The 17,238-nt window shown below is 73.4% G+C and carries 14 protein-coding genes; 13 read left to right on the top strand and 1 reads right to left on the bottom strand.

All coding sequences use genetic code 11. From position 1 onward, the window contains the following. Positions 1-445: 445 nt before the first annotated feature. The 3 genes from AB0C84_RS38685 (at position 446) to AB0C84_RS38695 (ending at position 5,060) form a co-directional block, all read left to right on the top strand. Entirely contained in the window at positions 446-2,056 is a 1,611-nt protein-coding gene (locus AB0C84_RS38685; RefSeq protein WP_361076000.1) for a long-chain fatty acid--CoA ligase, read from the top strand. 106 nt (positions 2,057-2,162) lie between these two features. Beyond that, positions 2,163-3,104 (top strand): DUF418 domain-containing protein, encoded by a 942-nt coding sequence (locus AB0C84_RS38690; protein WP_361075933.1) that lies wholly within the window; start codon positions 2,163-2,165, stop codon positions 3,102-3,104. Between the two features lie 351 nt (positions 3,105-3,455). Then, positions 3,456-5,060, top strand: coding sequence for a sigma-70 family RNA polymerase sigma factor (locus tag AB0C84_RS38695; RefSeq protein ID WP_361075936.1), 1,605 nt, complete (start codon positions 3,456-3,458; stop codon positions 5,058-5,060). 4 nt (positions 5,061-5,064) lie between these two features. On the opposite strand, the gene AB0C84_RS38700 is transcribed toward AB0C84_RS38695, so the two are convergent. Further along, positions 5,065-5,829: a MerR family transcriptional regulator gene (locus AB0C84_RS38700; protein WP_361075939.1), complete on the bottom strand. Its 765-nt coding sequence runs from the start codon at positions 5,827-5,829 to the stop codon at positions 5,065-5,067. An 89-nt stretch (positions 5,830-5,918) separates the two neighbouring features. On the opposite strand from AB0C84_RS38700, the gene AB0C84_RS38705 reads away from it, so the two are divergent. The 10 genes from AB0C84_RS38705 to AB0C84_RS38750 all read left to right on the top strand — a co-directional run bounded on the left by AB0C84_RS38705 (position 5,919) and on the right by AB0C84_RS38750 (position 17,216). Beyond that, positions 5,919-6,899: an adenylate/guanylate cyclase domain-containing protein gene (locus AB0C84_RS38705; RefSeq protein ID WP_361075942.1), complete on the top strand. Its 981-nt coding sequence runs from the start codon at positions 5,919-5,921 to the stop codon at positions 6,897-6,899. A 177-nt stretch (positions 6,900-7,076) separates the two neighbouring features. Further along, a complete protein-coding gene (locus tag AB0C84_RS38710) occupies positions 7,077-8,639 on the top strand; it encodes an amidohydrolase family protein (protein WP_361075945.1) in 1,563 nt (520 codons plus the stop codon). Between the two features lie 68 nt (positions 8,640-8,707). Further along, a complete protein-coding gene (locus tag AB0C84_RS38715) occupies positions 8,708-9,760 on the top strand; it encodes an ABC transporter substrate-binding protein (protein WP_361075948.1) in 1,053 nt (350 codons plus the stop codon). Between the two features lie 2 nt (positions 9,761-9,762). After that, on the top strand, positions 9,763-11,373 hold the full coding sequence (locus AB0C84_RS38720) for a sugar ABC transporter ATP-binding protein (protein WP_361075951.1): 1,611 nt from the start codon (positions 9,763-9,765) through the stop codon (positions 11,371-11,373). After that, the gene (locus AB0C84_RS38725) at positions 11,366-12,310 is read left to right on the top strand and encodes an ABC transporter permease (protein ID WP_361075954.1); all 945 of its coding nucleotides are present in this window, start codon (positions 11,366-11,368) and stop codon (positions 12,308-12,310) included. Before AB0C84_RS38720 ends, AB0C84_RS38725 begins: the two co-directional genes overlap by 8 nt. Further along, the gene (locus tag AB0C84_RS38730) at positions 12,310-13,275 is read left to right on the top strand and encodes an ABC transporter permease (protein ID WP_361075957.1); all 966 of its coding nucleotides are present in this window, start codon (positions 12,310-12,312) and stop codon (positions 13,273-13,275) included. Before AB0C84_RS38725 ends, AB0C84_RS38730 begins: the two co-directional genes overlap by 1 nt. Next, entirely contained in the window at positions 13,275-14,411 is a 1,137-nt protein-coding gene (locus AB0C84_RS38735; RefSeq protein WP_361075960.1) for a M20 family metallopeptidase, read from the top strand. Before AB0C84_RS38730 ends, AB0C84_RS38735 begins: the two co-directional genes overlap by 1 nt. After that, positions 14,408-15,151 carry an MBL fold metallo-hydrolase gene (locus tag AB0C84_RS38740; protein WP_361075963.1) on the top strand — a complete coding sequence of 248 codons (744 nt, stop codon included), beginning with the start codon at positions 14,408-14,410 and terminating at the stop codon, positions 15,149-15,151. The genes AB0C84_RS38735 and AB0C84_RS38740 overlap by 4 nt, the downstream gene beginning before the upstream one ends. Further along, a complete protein-coding gene (locus AB0C84_RS38745; RefSeq protein ID WP_361075966.1) occupies positions 15,148-16,005 on the top strand; it encodes an IclR family transcriptional regulator in 858 nt (285 codons plus the stop codon). Before AB0C84_RS38740 ends, AB0C84_RS38745 begins: the two co-directional genes overlap by 4 nt. Continuing rightward, entirely contained in the window at positions 16,002-17,216 is a 1,215-nt protein-coding gene (locus tag AB0C84_RS38750; protein WP_361075969.1) for an alanine racemase, read from the top strand. The genes AB0C84_RS38745 and AB0C84_RS38750 overlap by 4 nt, the downstream gene beginning before the upstream one ends. The last annotated feature ends 22 nt before the right edge of the window (positions 17,217-17,238 follow it).

Genomic DNA, 17,238 nt, shown 5'->3' on the forward strand with positions numbered 1-17,238 from the left:
GCCCGCGGCCCCGGTACAGGTCGACTCCAAGAGCGTCCGGGCGTGGCACGTCCAAAAGCGCGGGTCACGCATTCTGCGCCCTGCGCGGGGGCGCCGTCGCCCGTTCAGAGGCCACGCGCGTGCGTGCTCTTCGCGCACATCGCCTGCGGGTTCTCGCCTGGTTTTGGGGTTGGGAGGGTTGATTTGTCCTTTCTGGCGCTCTTGGATGAGGACACCTGAATCCACTCGTGGAGAGGGGCCCAGCCCCCGGTGCGGGTCGGGTGGCCGGAAGGCGCTCTGGGCGCCCGGAGGTCGCACGGCCCGTCGAGCCGGGCGACCGCAGCGACACGACGAAAACCCGCACGGGCACGGAAACCCGCACCGTGGCGTGAGGATCGCCCGGCTCGTGACGGGGGTTCCAGGGGGTCGCCCCCTGGGAGAAAGAGAGCGCCCCGTGTTGAGCACGATGCAGGACTTTCCGTTGACCATTACGACGATCATGCGCTGCGGGTCCGGGGTCTTCGGGGAGGCGGCGGTCTCCACGTGGACGGGGGACGGGACGCGGCGCCGCACGTACGCGGAGGTGGGCGAGCGCGCCGCGCGGCTGGCGGGAGCGCTGCGGGGGCTCGGGGTGGACGGGGACCAGCGGGTCGCCACGTTCATGTGGAACAACACCGAGCACCTGGAGGCCTACCTGGCGGTGCCGTCGATGGGGGCCGTGCTGCACACGCTGAACCTGCGGCTGTTCCCCGACCAGCTCGTCTACATCGCGAACCACGCCGAGGACCGGGTCGTCATCGCGGACGCGTCGCTGATCCCGCTGCTGGCTCCGGTGCTGGCGCGGTTCGAGACCGTCCGGCACGTGGTGGTCGTCGGGGAGGGCGACACCGCGCCGCTGGAGGTCGCCGGCAAGGAGGTGCACGGCTACGAGGAGCTGCTCGCGGCGGCGCCGGCGACGTTCGCGTGGCCGGAGATCGACGAGCGGTCGGCCGCGGCGATGTGCTACACGAGCGGGACGACGGGCAACCCGAAGGGCGTCGTCTACTCGCACCGGTCGGCGTACCTGCACTCGATGTCGACGTGCACGGGGAACGCGATGGGGCTGAGCGCGCCCGACCTGGTCCTGCCGGTGGTGCCGATGTTCCACGCGAACGCCTGGGGGCTGCCCTACGCGGCGGTGATGGCGGGCGCGTCGCTGGTGATGCCGGACCGGTTCCTGCAGGCGGAGCCGCTCGTCCGGCTCATCGAGGCCGAGCGCCCGACGGTCGCGGGAGCGGTGCCGACGATCTGGTCGGACGTCCTGCGGTACGCGAAGGAACACGGGTCGGACCTGACCTCGCTGCGGCTCGTCCCGTGCGGCGGGTCGGCGGTGCCGGAGTCGCTGATGCGCGGGTTCGAGGAGATCGGCGTCCGGATCGTGCAGGCGTGGGGGATGACGGAGACCTCGCCGGTCGCGTCGGTCGCGCACCCGCCGCCCGGGGCGGAGGACGAGGACGCGTGGCGGGCGCGGGTGAGCCAGGGCCGCGTCCTCTCCGGGCTGGAGATGCGGATCGTGGGGGACGGCGAGGTGGTGCTGCCGAGCGACGGGGAGGCCGTCGGCGAGGTCGAGATCCGCGGGCCGTGGATCACCGGCGCCTACCACCTGGACGAGGACCCCGAAAGGTTCCACGACGGCTGGCTGCGCACCGGGGACGTCGGGACGCTGTCGCCGGACGGGTACCTCGTCCTCACCGACCGGGCGAAGGACGTCATCAAGTCGGGCGGGGAGTGGATCTCGTCGGTGGAGCTGGAGAACCAGCTGATGGCCCATCCGGACGTCGTGGAGGCGGCGGTGGTGGGCGTGCCCGACGACCGCTGGCAGGAGCGCCCGCTCGCGTCCGTCGTCGTGCGGGACGGGGCGGAGGTCACGGCGGCGGAACTGCGCGAGTTCCTCGCCGGCCGGGTCGCCAGGTGGCAGCTTCCGGAGCGCTGGGCCTTCATCGCCGAGGTCCCGAAGACCAGCGTCGGCAAGTTCTCCAAGAAGACCCTCCGGCAGATGTACCGGGACGGCGACCTCACGGTGCACACGATCACCTGATCCGGCGGCGGCGCCGGAGCGCGCGGCCCGGATGTGATGTGGTTGGGCGGTGCCGACTTCGTCGACGGCGGTCACGGCGGAACTCGCGGACCGATCGGGAAAGCCCGTGCGCCTCACCGAGGTTGACGTGCTGCGCGGATTCGCGCTCTTCGGCATCACCTTGGTGAACACTGTGGGCATCACGGGGATGCCGACTTCGGGCCCGGACGCTGGTCCCGGGCACTGGGCGTACGAGACCCTGCTGCACCAGAGGTTCTTCCCGATCTTCTCGTTCCTGTTCGGACTGAGTTTCGGCCTGTTCCTGGACGGGGTTCAGAGCCGCACGCACAGCCCGAGGCTGGTCATGCTGGCCAGGCTGGGGTTCCTGATCCCCCTCGGTGCGTTGCACCGGCTGTTTCAGCCTCGCGAGGTGCTGCTGACGTATGCCGTCGCCGGCCTCGTCGTCCTGCTGCCCGCGTCGCTGATCCCCGGCTGGCGCCTCATCCTGACCTTGGGTGGTGTCGCCACCGCGGCCGCCGCCGCGGTCGGCGGTGTCACGCTCATTCCGGGGCTCTTCCTGGTCGGCTTCGGAGCGGCGAGATATGGCGTGGAAAAGCTGCTCGGGTTGTCGACGGGCCGGATCCGCGTCGTCCTGGGTGCGACCGGCGTGCTCGCCATCGCGCTGAATTCCCTGCAGATCAGCAAGGGAGTCGATTCCGGCGCCGTACCGGCGACGGTGGCGGGGCTGGCGACGGCCGCCGCCTACGTCGCGGCGGTCGTGCTGCTGATGCGAACACGGATCCGGCGGGCACTGTGCGCACTGGCGCCCCTCGGTCGGACGGCCCTGACGGGTTACCTCGCCGCCACGCTGCTGATCCTGGCGGCCGATCGCCTGCTTCGGATCGGCGACGAGCCCGATTACGGAATGGCGTTCTCCGCCGGCGCGGGAGTGTTCCTGGTCGAGCTGGCTTTCAGCCTGCTATGGCTGCGCCGTGCCCGCTACGGCCCCTTCGAATGGGTATGGCGTTGCCTGACGTGGTGGCGGGTCGTCCCGAACAGCCGGGGCTAGCGTGCCCCACAGCGCGCGTCCGGGGGCGTTCCGGGCTCGTCGCCGCCGTCCAGAGTGGTCGGTTCGGTTTGCGGGAGCCGGATTCGACAAAAAAGTGCTTCGGCGGGCGTGCGCAGGTGGTGATCTGGAGGTGCGGCGTGCCGATTGACACCGCTTCGGTTAGGGGATTCTGACGCCGAGTCATTGATCGGGTGGTCACGCAGAGGCGTGATTACTCACTGCCTGTTACTTTCATGGCGATTTCAGTCGATCAAGTGGTGCGGGCGGGGTTCGGGGGTGTATGCAAGGTGGGCCGATTGTCCGGATGGCCCCTATGGGGGCAACTTCCACACTCCGCTGCCGGGAGCGTGAATGCCCAGGTTGTCCACCTCCGCCCCCACAGCCGACCGCACGCTTGTCAAGGGGTTGAACGAGGGTGACGAGGCGGCACTGGCCGCGCTCTACGACGAATACGGCGAGCGCCTTTACGATTACGCGCTGTCGATGTCGGGGGACGGGAAAGCGTCCGCCGACATCGTCCATGACGCGTTCATCGACGCCTGCCGCCGCGCTCCCCGAATGCGCGACCACCTGTATCTGAGTTCCTGGTTGTACGGCGCGGCGCGGCGCCGCTGCATCCGCCGCGGCCGCCCGAAGGTGCTGTTCTGGGACCGGGACGGCGAGTTCTCCGACACGCCGTTTCTCGACCGTGCCGAGGACGGCGACCCGGCGCCGGACCGGCCGCGGTCGGACGAGCTCCACGACCTTCTGCGCGCGAGCCTGTCCCGGCTGGAGCCCGTCGACCAGGAGGTGATGCTCCTGACGCACCGGCACGGCCTGCGCCCGGCACGCCTCGGGGCGACGCTCGGCCTGTCGGCGCGGCGGGCCGCCGCGCGGGTGCGCAGGGCGCGGGCCCAGCTCGACGCCGCCCTGCAGCGGGAGATCGGCCGCGCGGGACGCGCGTGCGCCGCCGCCGCGCGGACGGCCGGGGAGTCCCGGTCCGCGGCGATCCCCGTCCTGGCGGCGCGGGCTCCGGACCGCCCGGAGGAGCCCCCTCCGGCGGAGCCGGTCAAGGGGCCGTGGTGGCGTGCGCGCCGCCGCGGCGAGGTCTCCCCGATCGATCCCGAAACCGAGCTGCACGCCGCCGGCTGCGACGACTGCCGTGCGCGGGCGGGGGTGACCGCGGCCGCGCTGCTGCGCCGGGCGCCCGCGCCGGTGCTGCCCGCGGCGCTGCGGCACCGCGTCATGCACACCGCGACGGATCCCGAGCTGGCGGGCTACCGCGCCGACATCGCGGCGCGCGGCGGGACGCTGACCCCGTCCGGCCTGCCGAGCCAGCCGGACGTGCCGTCGGCGTTCACGCGCCGGTGGCTGTTCACCGGCGGCGGCATGGTGGGCGCGCTGGCCGCGGCCCTCGCCATCGCGGTCGTGATGGGGCCCGGGATCGGCGGGGGGACGCTGTCGTGGCCGCCGTTCCGGACGCATCCGGCGCCCTCGATCACGCAGGAGAGGCCGGAGGGCCAGGGGCACGGCAGGCAGGCGCCGCAGGGGCCCGGCGGGGGCGCGCAGGCCCGTCCCGGCCAGCCGCCGCCCGACCCGCAGACCCATGAGAAGAACCAGGAGAGCCCGGAGGGTCCGTCGCCGACGCCGCAGCAGCCGGTGCCGCCGTCCAGCTCGCCCAAACCGCCCGGCGTCCTGGTGGTCAATCCCGCGAAGGTCGAGATGTACGGGACCAAGACCGCCCGGGTCGACCTCGAGGCGAAGAGCGGCCCGGTGTCGTGGACGGCGATGACGTCGTCGAACCAGCTGATCCTGTCGCAGATGCAGGGCGGCATGCCCGAGGACGGCACGACGAGCCTGACGCTGACGCTGCGCACGGCGCTCATCGGCCTGCCGGGGCAGGGCACGCTGACCTTCACCGACTCCGAGGGCTCGCCGCACGAGGTGAAGGTGGTCTGGGGCGCGACGCTGCTGTAGCGGCTCAGTCGCCGGCGGGCCGCCGCCCGAGGGCGTCCCTGATCATTTCGAGGTGGTCGCCGAGCGCCGCCTGGACGCGGGCCTCCATGGCCCGCGCGATGAACGGGTCGACGACCATCTTCACCAGCGGACGCATCCGGCGGACCACCTCCGCGACCTCGCCCACCTCCTCGCCGTCCGGGACGGGCCCCTCAAGCCGCGTGAACACGTGCTCCTGGACGAGGTTCACGAACCGCCCGGCGATCACGTCGCAGTCGGCGCGGATCTGCCCGGCGATGTCGAGGACGGAGTCCAGCGGAATGCCGGCGGCGACGAGTTCGGCGCCGACGTGCAGCAGCCGCGGGCTCGGGACGCGGTACTTGTCCCCGTCCGGCTCGATCAGGCCGAGCTCGACCGTCCGTTCCAGGGTGCGGGCGACCTGGTCCTCGTCCAGGCCGGAGCCGAACTTCGCGACCAGGTCCTCGTAGGCGACGGTGCCGGGGATCTCGTCCGACCACGGGTCGGTGAGGACCTTCTCCAGCCCGAGCACCTCGGCGACGTCCTTGCCGGTCTCCCAGGCGCCCAGCAGGTCCTTGATGATCGCGAAGGTGTAGCCGCGGGCGAGCAGCTTGCCGATCAGCCGGAGCCGCGCCAGGTGCGTGTCGTCGTACATGCCGACCCGGCCTTCGAGGCGGGGCGGCGGCAGCAGGCCGCGGTCCTGGTAGGCGCGGATGTTGCGCACCGTGCTGCCCGCCAGGCGCGCCAGCTCGTCGATTCGGTACTCGGCCATCCCCGTCCGCCGGCTCGTGTCGTCGTGACCGCCGTGATCTTACCCCCACCTCATTGTTACATCGATCAATGGCACATAGGGTTGCCCGCATGGCGGACGACATCGAGGAGACCCTCCTCGGCGGCCCCCTGCGCTACACGCGCCGGGAGGTCGAGGCCCGGGCGGGGGTCTCGGACGACTTCGCGCGGCGCATCTGGCAGGCGCTCGGCTTCCCCGTCCCGCCGGACGACGAGGTCGCCTTCACCGACGGCGACGTGGCCGCGCTCGTCGAGATCCGCGGGGTGCTGTCCCACGACCTGGTGGACGAGGAGACGGTGCTCCAGCTGGTCCGCGCCGTCGGCCAGACCATGGGGCGGCTCGCCAGCTGGCTCGGCGACGTGTGGCTCCAGCGGCTGGGCGCCCTGCCGTCCGAGGAGCCGGTGACGTCCGACCTGGTCACCGCGGCTCTGGTCGCCACCGAGGAGCTGCGGCCCTCGTTCGAGCGGCTGCTGCTGCACGGCTGGCGCCGCCAGCTCACCGCCGCCGGGATGCGCGCCGCCGCGTCCACCGCCGCCGCGCGGGCCGACCCCGCGGCGGGCGTCGCGCTCCTCGCGGTCGGGTTCGCCGACGTCGTGTCGTTCACCCGGCTGAGCCGCAGCCTCGACGGCGACGCGCTGGCCGGTTTCGTCGAGCGCTTCGAGTGGGCCGTCACGCACATCGTCGCCGAGTGCGGGGGCCGCGTCGTCAAGACGCTCGGCGACGAGGTCCTGTTCGTCGCGCCCGCGGCCGGCGCCGCCGCGGAGATCGGGCTGCGCGTCGCGGAGCGGTTCAACGAGGACCCCGACTTCCCCAAGGTCCGCGTCGGTCTCGCCTACGGCGAGGTCATCCAGCGGCTGGGCGACGTGTTCGGTACGCCCGTCAACATGGCCGCGCGCCTGACGTCCACCGCCTATCCGGGGACGGTCCTGGCCGACGCCGGCCTGGTCTCGGCGCTGCCGTCCGGGCCCTACGACGCCTCCGGTCTGCGTCCCCGCCCGTTGCAGGGGCTGGGGCGCGTGCGGCCGTACCTGCTGCGCCGTCCCAAGGCGTAGGCGTCGCGCGTCTGCGCTCCTCACCGCTGGCTTCGGGTAACGTCGCAGGTCAAGTGGTAGTTGTGCAGTGCAAAATCATGTGTTGCAAATCTGGTGCCGTGCTCGGCGCGCCCCATAACCTCCACGACTACCGGCACTGAAGTCCGGTTACGTGCTCGTTGGGGTGAATGAGGTCCAATGTACGATCTGCTGGTTCGCGGGGGGACGGTGCTGGACGGCACCGGGGCTCCCGGGCGCCGCGCGGACGTGGCCGTCACCGCCGGACGGATCGCCGCGGTCGGCGCCCTGGACGGCGCGCGGGCGTCCTCCGTGATCGACGCGACCGGCCGGTACGTCATGCCGGGCTTCATCGACACCCACGTCCACGGCGACGCGGCCGTGTTCGACCCCGACGTGCAGCTCGCCGCGCTGCGGCAGGGCGTCACCACGTTCGTCCTCGGCCAGGACGGGGTCTCCTACGCCCCCGCCGGCGCCGAGACGCTCCGCTACGTGAGCCGGTACTTCGCGCCGGTCAACGGCCCGCACCCCGGGCTGGACGGCGGGCCGGTGACCGTCGCGGAACTGCTCGCCGGGTACGACCGGCGCACCCCGCTCAACACCGTCTACCTCCTGCCGCACGGGACGATCCGGCACGGCGTCATGGGGACCGCGCGGCGCGCGCCGGAGCCCGGCGAGCTGGCGGCCATGCGGGCGCACGTCGAGCGCGGCCTGTCCGAAGGGGCGGCCGGGCTGTCCACCGGGCTGGAGTACGTGCCCGGCGCCTACGCCGGCGCCGCCGAGATCGCGGCGCTGTGCGCGCCGGTCGGCGCGGCCGGGCTGCCCTACGTCACGCACATGCGCGGGTACGAGTCCGCCGCCGGCGCGGCGATGGCGGAGGTGCTGGAGATCGCGCGGGCCGGACGGGTCGCCCCGCACGTCTCGCACTACCACGGCCCCGGCGACGAGCTGGTCGCCCTCGTGGACGGCGCGCGCGCCGAGGGCATCGACCTGACCTTCGACAACTACCCCTACCTGCGGGGATCGAGCACGCTGACGCTCGTCACGCTGCCGGACTGGCTTCCCATCGCCGACCTGGACGCCACGCTGGACGCGCTCGCCGACCCGTCCGTCCGGGACAGGCTGGAGCGCGACTGGTTCGCGCACCGCCCCGAGGTGTGGCCCCGGATCACGCTCTCGCACGTCCCCGCCGACGAGTTCCGGTGGGCCGAGGGCATGAGCCTGCCGGACGCGGCCGAGCGGGCCGGTTCGGGCCCCGGCGCGTTCTGCTGCGATCTGCTCGTCGCGACCCGGCTGGAGGCCGGGTGCGTGTTCGGGCAGCCCCCGACCAACAGCGAGGAGTCGGTGCGGGCGCTGCTGCGGCACCACGCCCAGACGACCGGATCGGACGCCATCTACCAGGGCGGGCATCCGCATCCGCGCGGGTGGGGCGCGTTCGCAAGGATGCTCGGGCGGCACGTCCGGGAGCTCGGCGACTGGACGTGGGAGCAGGCCGCCGTGCACCTGGCCGGCCGCGCCGCCGACCGGTTCCGGCTCGCCGACCGGGGCCGCGTCGAGACCGGCCGCGCCGCCGACCTCGCTGTGGTCGATCCGGCCGCCGTCACCGACCGCGCCACCTACGAAAGACCCAGGGTGCCCGCCGAAGGCGTGGAGCACGTCGTGGTCAACGGCGTCCCCGTCCTGTCCGGCGGAGTTCTCGCCGAGTACGCGACACCGCCGGGACGGGCCCTCACACCCGCCTGATCCCCAAGCCACCCCCCGCCCAGTTCGCCGAGGCCCGTCCGGGCCCGGACCAGCACAAGGAGTCCCTCATGATCGGTAGGTTCACGCGCGCCGCCGTGGCCGTCACGGCGCTGGGCACGCTGGCCGCCACCGCCGCGTGCGGCGTCGATTCCGGCGACGGCGGTTCGTCCGCCTCCGCCGGAAAGTCCAAGGCCCTCAAGGTGGGCTGGTCCACGATCTACCTGACCCCGTCGTGGATGCAGCAGACCGACAAGATGCTGAAGGACGACGTCGCCCAGCTGAAGCAGGACGGCAAGGTCGCCGACTACCAGGTGTTCAACGCCAACGGCGACACCTCCCAGCAGATCGCCCAGATCCGGGCGATGATCCAGCAGAAGTACGACGTGATCCTCGTGGACGCCGGGTCGTCCACCGCGCTGAACCCGGCGCTGGAGCAGGCCGCGAACGCCGGCATCACGGTCGCCAACTTCGACAGCCTGGTCACCTCCGACAAGGTCGTGCGCGTCGGCACCGACCAGAAGGAGTGGGGCCGGATGATGGGGCAGTGGCTCGGCGAGAAGCTGGGCGGCAAGGGCAAGATCATCGCGTTCAACGGCCCGGCCGGGGTCGCGGTCAGCGAGGAGCGCTGGCAGGGCGCCCAGGAGGGCCTCAAGCAGTACCCGGGCGTCAAGGTCGTCTCCAACGTGCACAGCGAGTACAACCTCGCCCCGGCCGCGCAGGCGTTCGCCTCCGCCTACTCCGCCAACCCCGACATCGACGGCGTGTTCTCGCAGGGCGGCGCGCTCTCGGCCGCCGCGCTCCAGACCCTCGTCAAGCAGAAGAAGAAGCTCGTCCCGATCACCGGCGAGAACTACAACGGGTTCCTCAAGCTCTGGAAGGACAACCAGGCCGCGGGGTTCTCCTCGCTGTCCACCGCCCAGCCGAACTACCTCGGCGTGATCGCGCTGCGCGCGGCGGTCGCCAAGGCCGGCGGCGCGACGGTGCCGAACCAGATCATGGTGCCGCTGCCCAAGATCACGAACGAGAACCTGGACCAGTACGTCAAGGCCGACCAGCCGGACGACTCCTACCCGATCCAGGCGCTGCCGCAGTCCGAGATCGACAAGCTGATCGGCAAGTAGCGATGACACTCCTGGCCGTCGAGCGGGTCTCCAAGTCCTTCGCGGGCAACCGCGTGCTGAACGAGGTGAGCTTCGACGTCCGCGCCGGTGAGGTCCTCGCCCTGGTGGGTGAGAACGGCGCGGGCAAGAGCACCGTCCTCTCGCTCATCACGGGGCTCCTGTCGCCCGACTCCGGACGCGTGGTCTACGACGGCGCGCCGGTCAGCGCCTGGTCCCCGCACCGTGCTCGGGCCCTCGGGATCGGCTCGGTGCACCAGGAGCTCAGCCTCAACCCGCACCAGACCGTCGCGGAGAACGTGTTCCTCGGCCAGTGGCCGGCGCGGCGCGGGCTCGTCCTGCGCCGCGACCTGGTCCGGCGCGCCCGGCCGCTGCTGGCGCGGGTCGGCCTGGACGCCGACCCGCTGGCCCGGGCGGGACGCCTCCCCCTCGGCCAGCAGCAGCTCGTCGAGCTGGCCAAGGCGCTCGCCTCGTCCCCGCGCCTGCTGATCCTGGACGAGGCGACGTCCGCCCTGGACGACGACCAGGTCGCGTGCGTGTTCAAGGTCGTCGACGAGCTGCGCGCGGCCGGCTCGTCGGTGATCATGGTCAGTCACCGGATGGGCGAGCTGTTCGCCGTCGCCGACCGGCTGACCGTGCTCAAGGACGGCGAGGTCATGGCCACCCGCGAGCGCGCGGAGACGGGCCACGACGACATCGTGCACCTGATGATCGGCCGGGAGCTGTCCGACCTGTTCCCGCCGAAGGCCGGGGAGGCGGGCGCCGCCCCGGCGGGCGGCGACGCCGCGGCCATCCCGTCCGAGCGGGAGATCGCCGATGGAAGGCGGGCCGCCGAGGACTCCGCGGAGGCCGCGACCCCGGTCCCCGCGGGCGGGCCGGTGCTGAGCGCGCGGGGGCTGACCGTCCCCGGCGCCTGCGCCGGCGTCGACCTCGACCTCGAACCCGGCCGGATCATCGGCCTCGGCGGCCTCCAGGGGCAGGGGCAGCGGGCGGTGCTGCGCGCCCTGTTCGGGCTCGTCCGGCACACCGGCCGGGTCGAGGTGGACGGGCGTCCCGCGCGCCTGGCGTCCCCGCGCGAGGCGATCCGCCGCCGCGTCGCCTACGTCCCGGAGGACCGCAAGGTCGAGGGCCTGCACGTGGCGCAGACCGTCCGGGCCAACCTGTCGCTCACCAACCTCGGCGTCGTGACGCCCGGCCGCCGGCTCGGCACCGTCGACCGCGGCGCCGAGGCCCGGCTCGTCGCCGACCTCGTCGAACGCATGCGGATCAAGGTGACCGGCCCGGAGCAGGAGGCGCGCCGGCTGTCGGGCGGCAACCAGCAGAAGGTCGCGCTGGCCCGCTGGCTGCCCTCGGAACCGCGGGTCCTGCTGCTCGCCGAGCCGACCCGCGGCATCGACGTCGGCACCAAGCGCGAGATCTACCACCTGCTCCGCCGGCTGGCCGACAGCGGCGTGGCGGTCCTCGTCACCTCGGGAGACACCATGGAACTCGTCGGCCTGTGCGACGAGGTCGCCGTCATGTACGAGGGCGCGGTCGTGGACCGGCTCTCCGGCGGCGACCTCACCGAGGAGCGGCTCGTCCGCGCCTCCGTCACCGGGGCGGTGGCGCATGCCTGACCGCCTCACCGCCGCACTGCGCGGCAACCTCGACATGGCGGGCCTCGGCGCGCTGCTGGTCGTCCTGCTCGCCGTCTACAGCCACTACGACTCGCAGGTGTTCACCCCCGCGTCGATCACGATCCTGTCGGCGCAGTTCCTGCCGCTGATCCTGGCGGCGATGGGGCAGAGCACCGTCATGCTGGCCGGCGGCATCGACCTGTCGCTCGGCGCGGTGCTGTCGCTGGCGATGGCGGTGTTCGCCGTGCGCGCCGAGGACGGCGTGCTGGCCGCCGCGGGCCTGGCCCTGGCCGCCGCCGCCGCGACCGGCGCCGCGAACGGCGTGCTCGTCGCCTACGCCGGGCTGCCGCCGATCATCGTGACGCTGGCGGCGTCGTTCCTGTGGGGCGGCGTCACGCTCGTGGTCCTCCCCCAGCCCGGCGGGAGCGTCCCGTCCGGCCTGGTCAAGGCGTACAACAACGGCTGGAACGGCCTCGCGCTGCCGTTCGTGGCGATCGCCCTGGTGCTGCTGCTCTGGAAGCTCGTCCGGACGACCCGGTTCGGGCTGTCGCTGTACGCGGTCGGCGGCAACGAGCACGGCGCCTACGCCAGCGGCATCGGCACCCGCAAGGTGAAGATCTCCGCCTACGCGCTCGCGGGCGTCTTCATCGGCCTCGCGGGCATCGGCCTCGCGATCCAGACCGGCTCCGGGGACGCCACGATCGGCACCCCGTACACGCTCAACTCGATCGCCGCGTCGGTGCTCGCCGGGGTCAGCTTCTTCGGCGGCGTCGGCCAGATGCGCGCGACCGTGCTGGCCGCGCTGCTCATCGGCCTGCTGACCAACCTGCTGCTGTTCACCGGCCTGTCGCCGTTCTACCAACTGATCATGCAGGGCGCGGTGCTGATCGTGGCGATGGCCGTCAAGACGCTGGCGACCAGGGAGAGGACGGACTGATGACCGCGCTATCGCGTACCGCGGGCGCCCGCGGGCCCGTGGCGGCGCTGCGGGACAACCGCGCCGCCTGGGCGTTCGGCGTGCTGATCGTGACCTGGATCGCCGCGATCGCGTTCGCCAAGGGGTTCGACAGCGTCTCCAGCGTCCGCTACCTGACGCAGACCGCCGCGTTCCTCGGCATCGTCGCCGTCGGCCAGACCCTCGTGATCATGATGAGCGGCATCGACCTGTCGGTGTCCGGGGTCGTCGCGCTGTCGGCGGTGGTGTGCGCGCAGGTCGCCGCCGGCTCGGGCGGGCCCGCGGGCGTCGCCGTCGCGCTCGCCGCGAGCCTGCTGGTCGGGCTCGCCAACGCCGCCGGGGTGACGTGGCTCCGGGTGCCGCCGATGGTGATGACGCTGGCCACCGGCACGATCGTCGCCGGCGCGCTGCTCGTCTACACCAACGGGTCGCCGAAGTCGGCGAAGGTGCCGATGCTGGCGTCCCTGGCCAACGACCGCGTCGCGGGCGTCCCGCTCGCGTTCGTCCTGTGGCTCGGCCTCACCGCCGTCGCCGCGTGGCTGCTGCACGCCTCCCGTGCCGGACGGTGGGTGTTCGCGCTGGGCAACGGGGAGCGGGCGTCGCGCGCGTCCGGCGTCCCGCTCGCCCGCACCGCGTTCATCGCCTACGGAGCGTGCGCGCTGCTCGCCGGGGTGTCGGGGCTGGTGCTGCTCGGGTTCACCTCCACCAGCTCGCTCACCATGGGCAACCCGTACCAGCTGCTGTCGATCGCGTCGGTCGTGCTCGGCGGGACGTCCATCCTCGGTGGGCGGGGGCACGTGCTCGGCACCGTCGCGGGCGCGCTGCTGCTGACGCTGCTGACCGCCCTGCTGGCCGCGTGGAACGTCTCGGAGGGCGTCCGGCAGATCGTTCTCGGCCTGCTCATCATCGCGCTGCTGCTCGCCTACGCGCGGGAACGGCGGTCCTGATGACGCGATCGGGGGAACTGCTCAAGGCGATGGTCGGCATCGCCAGCGTCAACCCGCGCGCCGGGTCCGGCCCCGGGTTCGGGGAGGCCGCGGTCGCCGAGTACGTGCGGGCCTGGCTCACCGCCCGCGGCGTGAAGGCGGAGCTGCGGGAGGTGCTGCCGGGACGTCCCAACGTCGTCGCGACCGTGCCGGGACGCGACCCCCGCATGGTGCTGCTGGAGTCGCACCTCGACACGGTCGAGACCACCGGCATGACCGTCGACCCGTTCGCCGGGACGATCCGGGACGGCCGCCTGTACGGGCGCGGCGCCTGCGACGCCAAGGGGCCACTCGCGGCGTTCATGCTGGCGGCGGCGGAACTGGCGGCCGGGGACCCGCCGCCGGTCGGTGTCGTCCTCGCCGGTGTCGTGGACGAGGAGCACGCCTACCAGGGCGTCCTCGGCCTGATCTCCGACCTCGGGGACGCGCCACTCGCCGGGGCCGTCGTCGGGGAGCCGACCGGGCTCGTCCCCGCCACCGCGCACAAGGGCTGCGTCCGCTACACCGTCCGCGCGCTCGGGACGGCCGGGCACAGCTCCCGGCCGGACGAGGCCGTCAACGCGGTCGCCCTCATGACGCGCGTGATCGACCACATCGGCGCGGCGGCGCCGGACGTCCCGCCGCACCCGCTGCTCGGGACGGCGACCCGCTGCGTCACCCGGATCCGGGGCGGCGAGGGCCCGAACACGGTGCCGGGCCGCTGCGAGATCGACGTCGACCGCCGCACCCTCCCCGGCGAGGACCCCGTCGAAGTGTGGCGCCGCGACCGCGCCGAGCTGGCCGCGCTCATCCCGGGCCGCATCGAGGTCGACGAGCCGTTCACCGTCGACTACGCCCTCGACACGCCCGCCGACAGCCCGGTCCCGGCCGCTCTCCGCCGCGCCCTGGAAGCGGCGGGACGTCCCGCGACCGTCCAGGGCATGCCGTTCGGGACCGACGCCAGCAAGCTCGCCCGCGCCGGCATCCCCTCGGTCGTCTTCGGCCCCGGCTCCATCGCCGACGCCCACTCCGCCGACGAGTCCGTCGCGCTGGCGGACGTGGACCTCGCCGCGCGCATCGTCGCCGACACCGTCCGCTCCCTGGGGAGCCGGGCATGAGGCTGACGCAGCACGTCGAACTCGTCGGCAGCGGGGCCGCCGGGTTCGACCTCACCGACCCGCTCGACTGCCACGTCTACCTCGTGCGGGGGTCGCGGGGCGCGGCACTGGTCGACGCGGGCGCCGGGGTGTCCGCCGGGCTGCTCGCCCGGCGGATGCTCGCGGCGGCCGGGCCGGCGGGGGAGCGGCACCTGCTGCTCACCCACGGGCACGCCGACCACGCGGGCGGCGCCGCAAGCCTCGCCCGGGGCGTCGAGGGGCTCGCCGTTCGCGCGGGGGCACCGGCGAGCGACTGGATCGCCTCGGGCGACGAGGACAAGCTCAGCGTCGACCGCGGCAAGGCCGCCGGGGTCTACCCGGAGGGCTACACGTTCCCGGCGTGCCCGGCGGTCCGCCCCATCGCGGACGGGGAGCGCGTCGACCTCGGCGGAGGCGTCGCCCTCCAGGCCGTCGCCACCCCCGGGCACGCCGACGGCCACACCTGCTATCTGCTTGACGCGCCCGAGGGCCGCGCGCTGTTCTCGGGGGACTGCGTCTTCACCGGCGGGCGGATCTCGCTGCAGAACCTGCACGACTCGCGCGTCCCCGACTACGCCGCGAGCCTGGAGCGGCTCGCCGGGCTGGAGGTCGACATGCTGCTGCCGGGCCACCACGAGATCTCGCTCGCCCGCGCCGGGCGGCACCTGCGCGCCGCGCGGGACGTCCTGCGCCGCGGGCTCCTTCCGGGGAGCACCACATGACGACCGACCAGGCGAAACCGAGGAACCAGTCGTCGTCGCTGCGCCGCGCGCTCGCCGTCCTCGACCACGTCCGCGACCACGCCGACGCGCGCGGGGTGTCGCTGACCCGCATCGCCGACGACCTCGGCATCAGCAAGAGCACCGTGCTGCGGCTCGCGCAGCCGCTCATCGACGGCGACCTGCTCACCCGCGACCGCGAGACCGGCTGGTTCCGGCTCGGGCACGGCGCGCTGCGGCTCGGCCAGGCGTACCTGTCGACGCTGGACATGCGGTCGGTCGCCGCCGACCCGCTGCGCCGCCTCCAGCACCTCGTGGGGGAGACGTGCCACCTCGTCGTCTACGAGGCCCCCGACGTCGTCTACATCGACAAGGTGGAGAACGAGCACAACGTCCGGATGGCGTCCCGCGTCGGGCTGCGGATGCCCGCCTACCGGACGGCCGTCGGCAAGGCCGTCCTCGCCTGGCTCGGCGAGGACGACTTCCAGACGGTCGTCGCGGCCGGCATGCCCGCGCGCACCGAGCGGACGATCACCGACCCGGCGCGGCTGGCCGCCGAGCTGGAGCGGGTGCGCCTGTCCGGGTACGCCGTGGACGACCGGGAGAACGAGCCCGAGGTCCGCTGCGTCGCCGCGCCGATCTTCGACCACACCGACCGGGCGGTGGGCGCGCTCAGCGTGTCCGGGCTGACGTCCCGGATGACGCCGGCGCGGGTCCGGGAGGTCGGGCCGATGGTCGAGCGGACGGGCCTGGAGATCTCCCGCGTGCTCGGCTCGTCCCGTCCGTCCCGCCGCCGCCCCGACCGGCCCCGCGACGACACGTCGCGTCACGACCCGCAGGAAGGGAACCAGCCGTGAGCCTCACCATTCCCGGCGAGCACGTCGACTGGCGGACCAAGGGCCTCTGGCTGCCCGGGCCGCCCGTCCCCCTGGAGGAGTTCGCCGCCGCCCGGCACCCGCTGTTCGGCGGCCCGTTCACCTGGCCGGTCATGGTGGCGCGGCGGACGGCGCTGGACCGCAACATCGCGGCGCTCGCCGCGTACTGCCGGGAGCACGGGCTCGCGTTCGCGCCGCACGGCAAGACGTCCATGGCCCCGACGCTGTTCCAGGCCCAGCTGGACGCGGGCGCCTGGGGCATCACCGCCGCGACGGCCAACCAGGTGCTCGCCTACCGGACGTTCGGCGTCCCCCGCATCCTGCTGGCCAACGAGCTGCTCGACCCGACCGCGCTGCGCTGGCTCGGCGGCGAGATCGACCGCGGCATGGAGTTCCTGCTGTACGCCGACTCCGCCGAGGGTGTCGCGGCGATCTCCGCGGCGGCCGGTGAGCGCCCCTTCCGGGTGCTCGTCGAACTCGGGCACGCGAACGGCCGCACCGGCTGCCGCACCGTCGAGGAACTGGCCGCCGTCGCCCGCGCCGTCGCCGACGCGCCCGGCACGGAACTCGCCGGCGTCGCCGGGTACGAGGGCGGGCTGCCGGACGTCGTCGCGGCCGGCGCCTACCTCGGCGCGCTGCGCGACGCGACCGCCCGGCTGTCCCCGCTGCTCCCCCGCGACGTCGTCGTCACCGCGGGCGGCAGCGCCTACTTCGACCAGGTCGCCGAGAAGCTCGCGGGCGACTGGCTGCCCGGCCACGACCTCACCGTGGTCCTGCGCAGCGGCGCCTACGTCTCCCACGACGACGGCATCTACACCGAGCGGACGCCGTTCAACCGCGTCCCCGGCTCGCTGGACGCCGCGCTGGAGATCTGGGCGCAGGTCACGTCCGTCCCGGAGCCCGGCCTCGCGATCGCCGGGATGGGCAAGCGGGAGGCCCCCTACGACGCCGGCCTGCCCGTCCCCCTGCGGATCCGCAGGGCGGACGGGACGACCGCCCCCGCGGACGGCATGCGCGTCACCGACACCAACGACCACCACGCCTACGTCGCGACGGGCGACGCCTCCGTGCGTCCGGGGGACCTGATCTGCTTCGGGATCTCCCACCCCTGCACGGCCTTCGACAAGTGGCAGGTCATCCCCGTCGTGGACGACGACCACACGGTGGTCGACCTGATCCGCACCTACTTCTGACCGGTACCTCCGAGAAGGGAAC

The sequence above is a fragment of the Actinomadura sp. NPDC048955 genome (genome assembly GCF_040649435.1).
Lineage (GTDB): Bacteria > Actinomycetota > Actinomycetes > Streptosporangiales > Streptosporangiaceae > Spirillospora > Spirillospora luteofluorescens.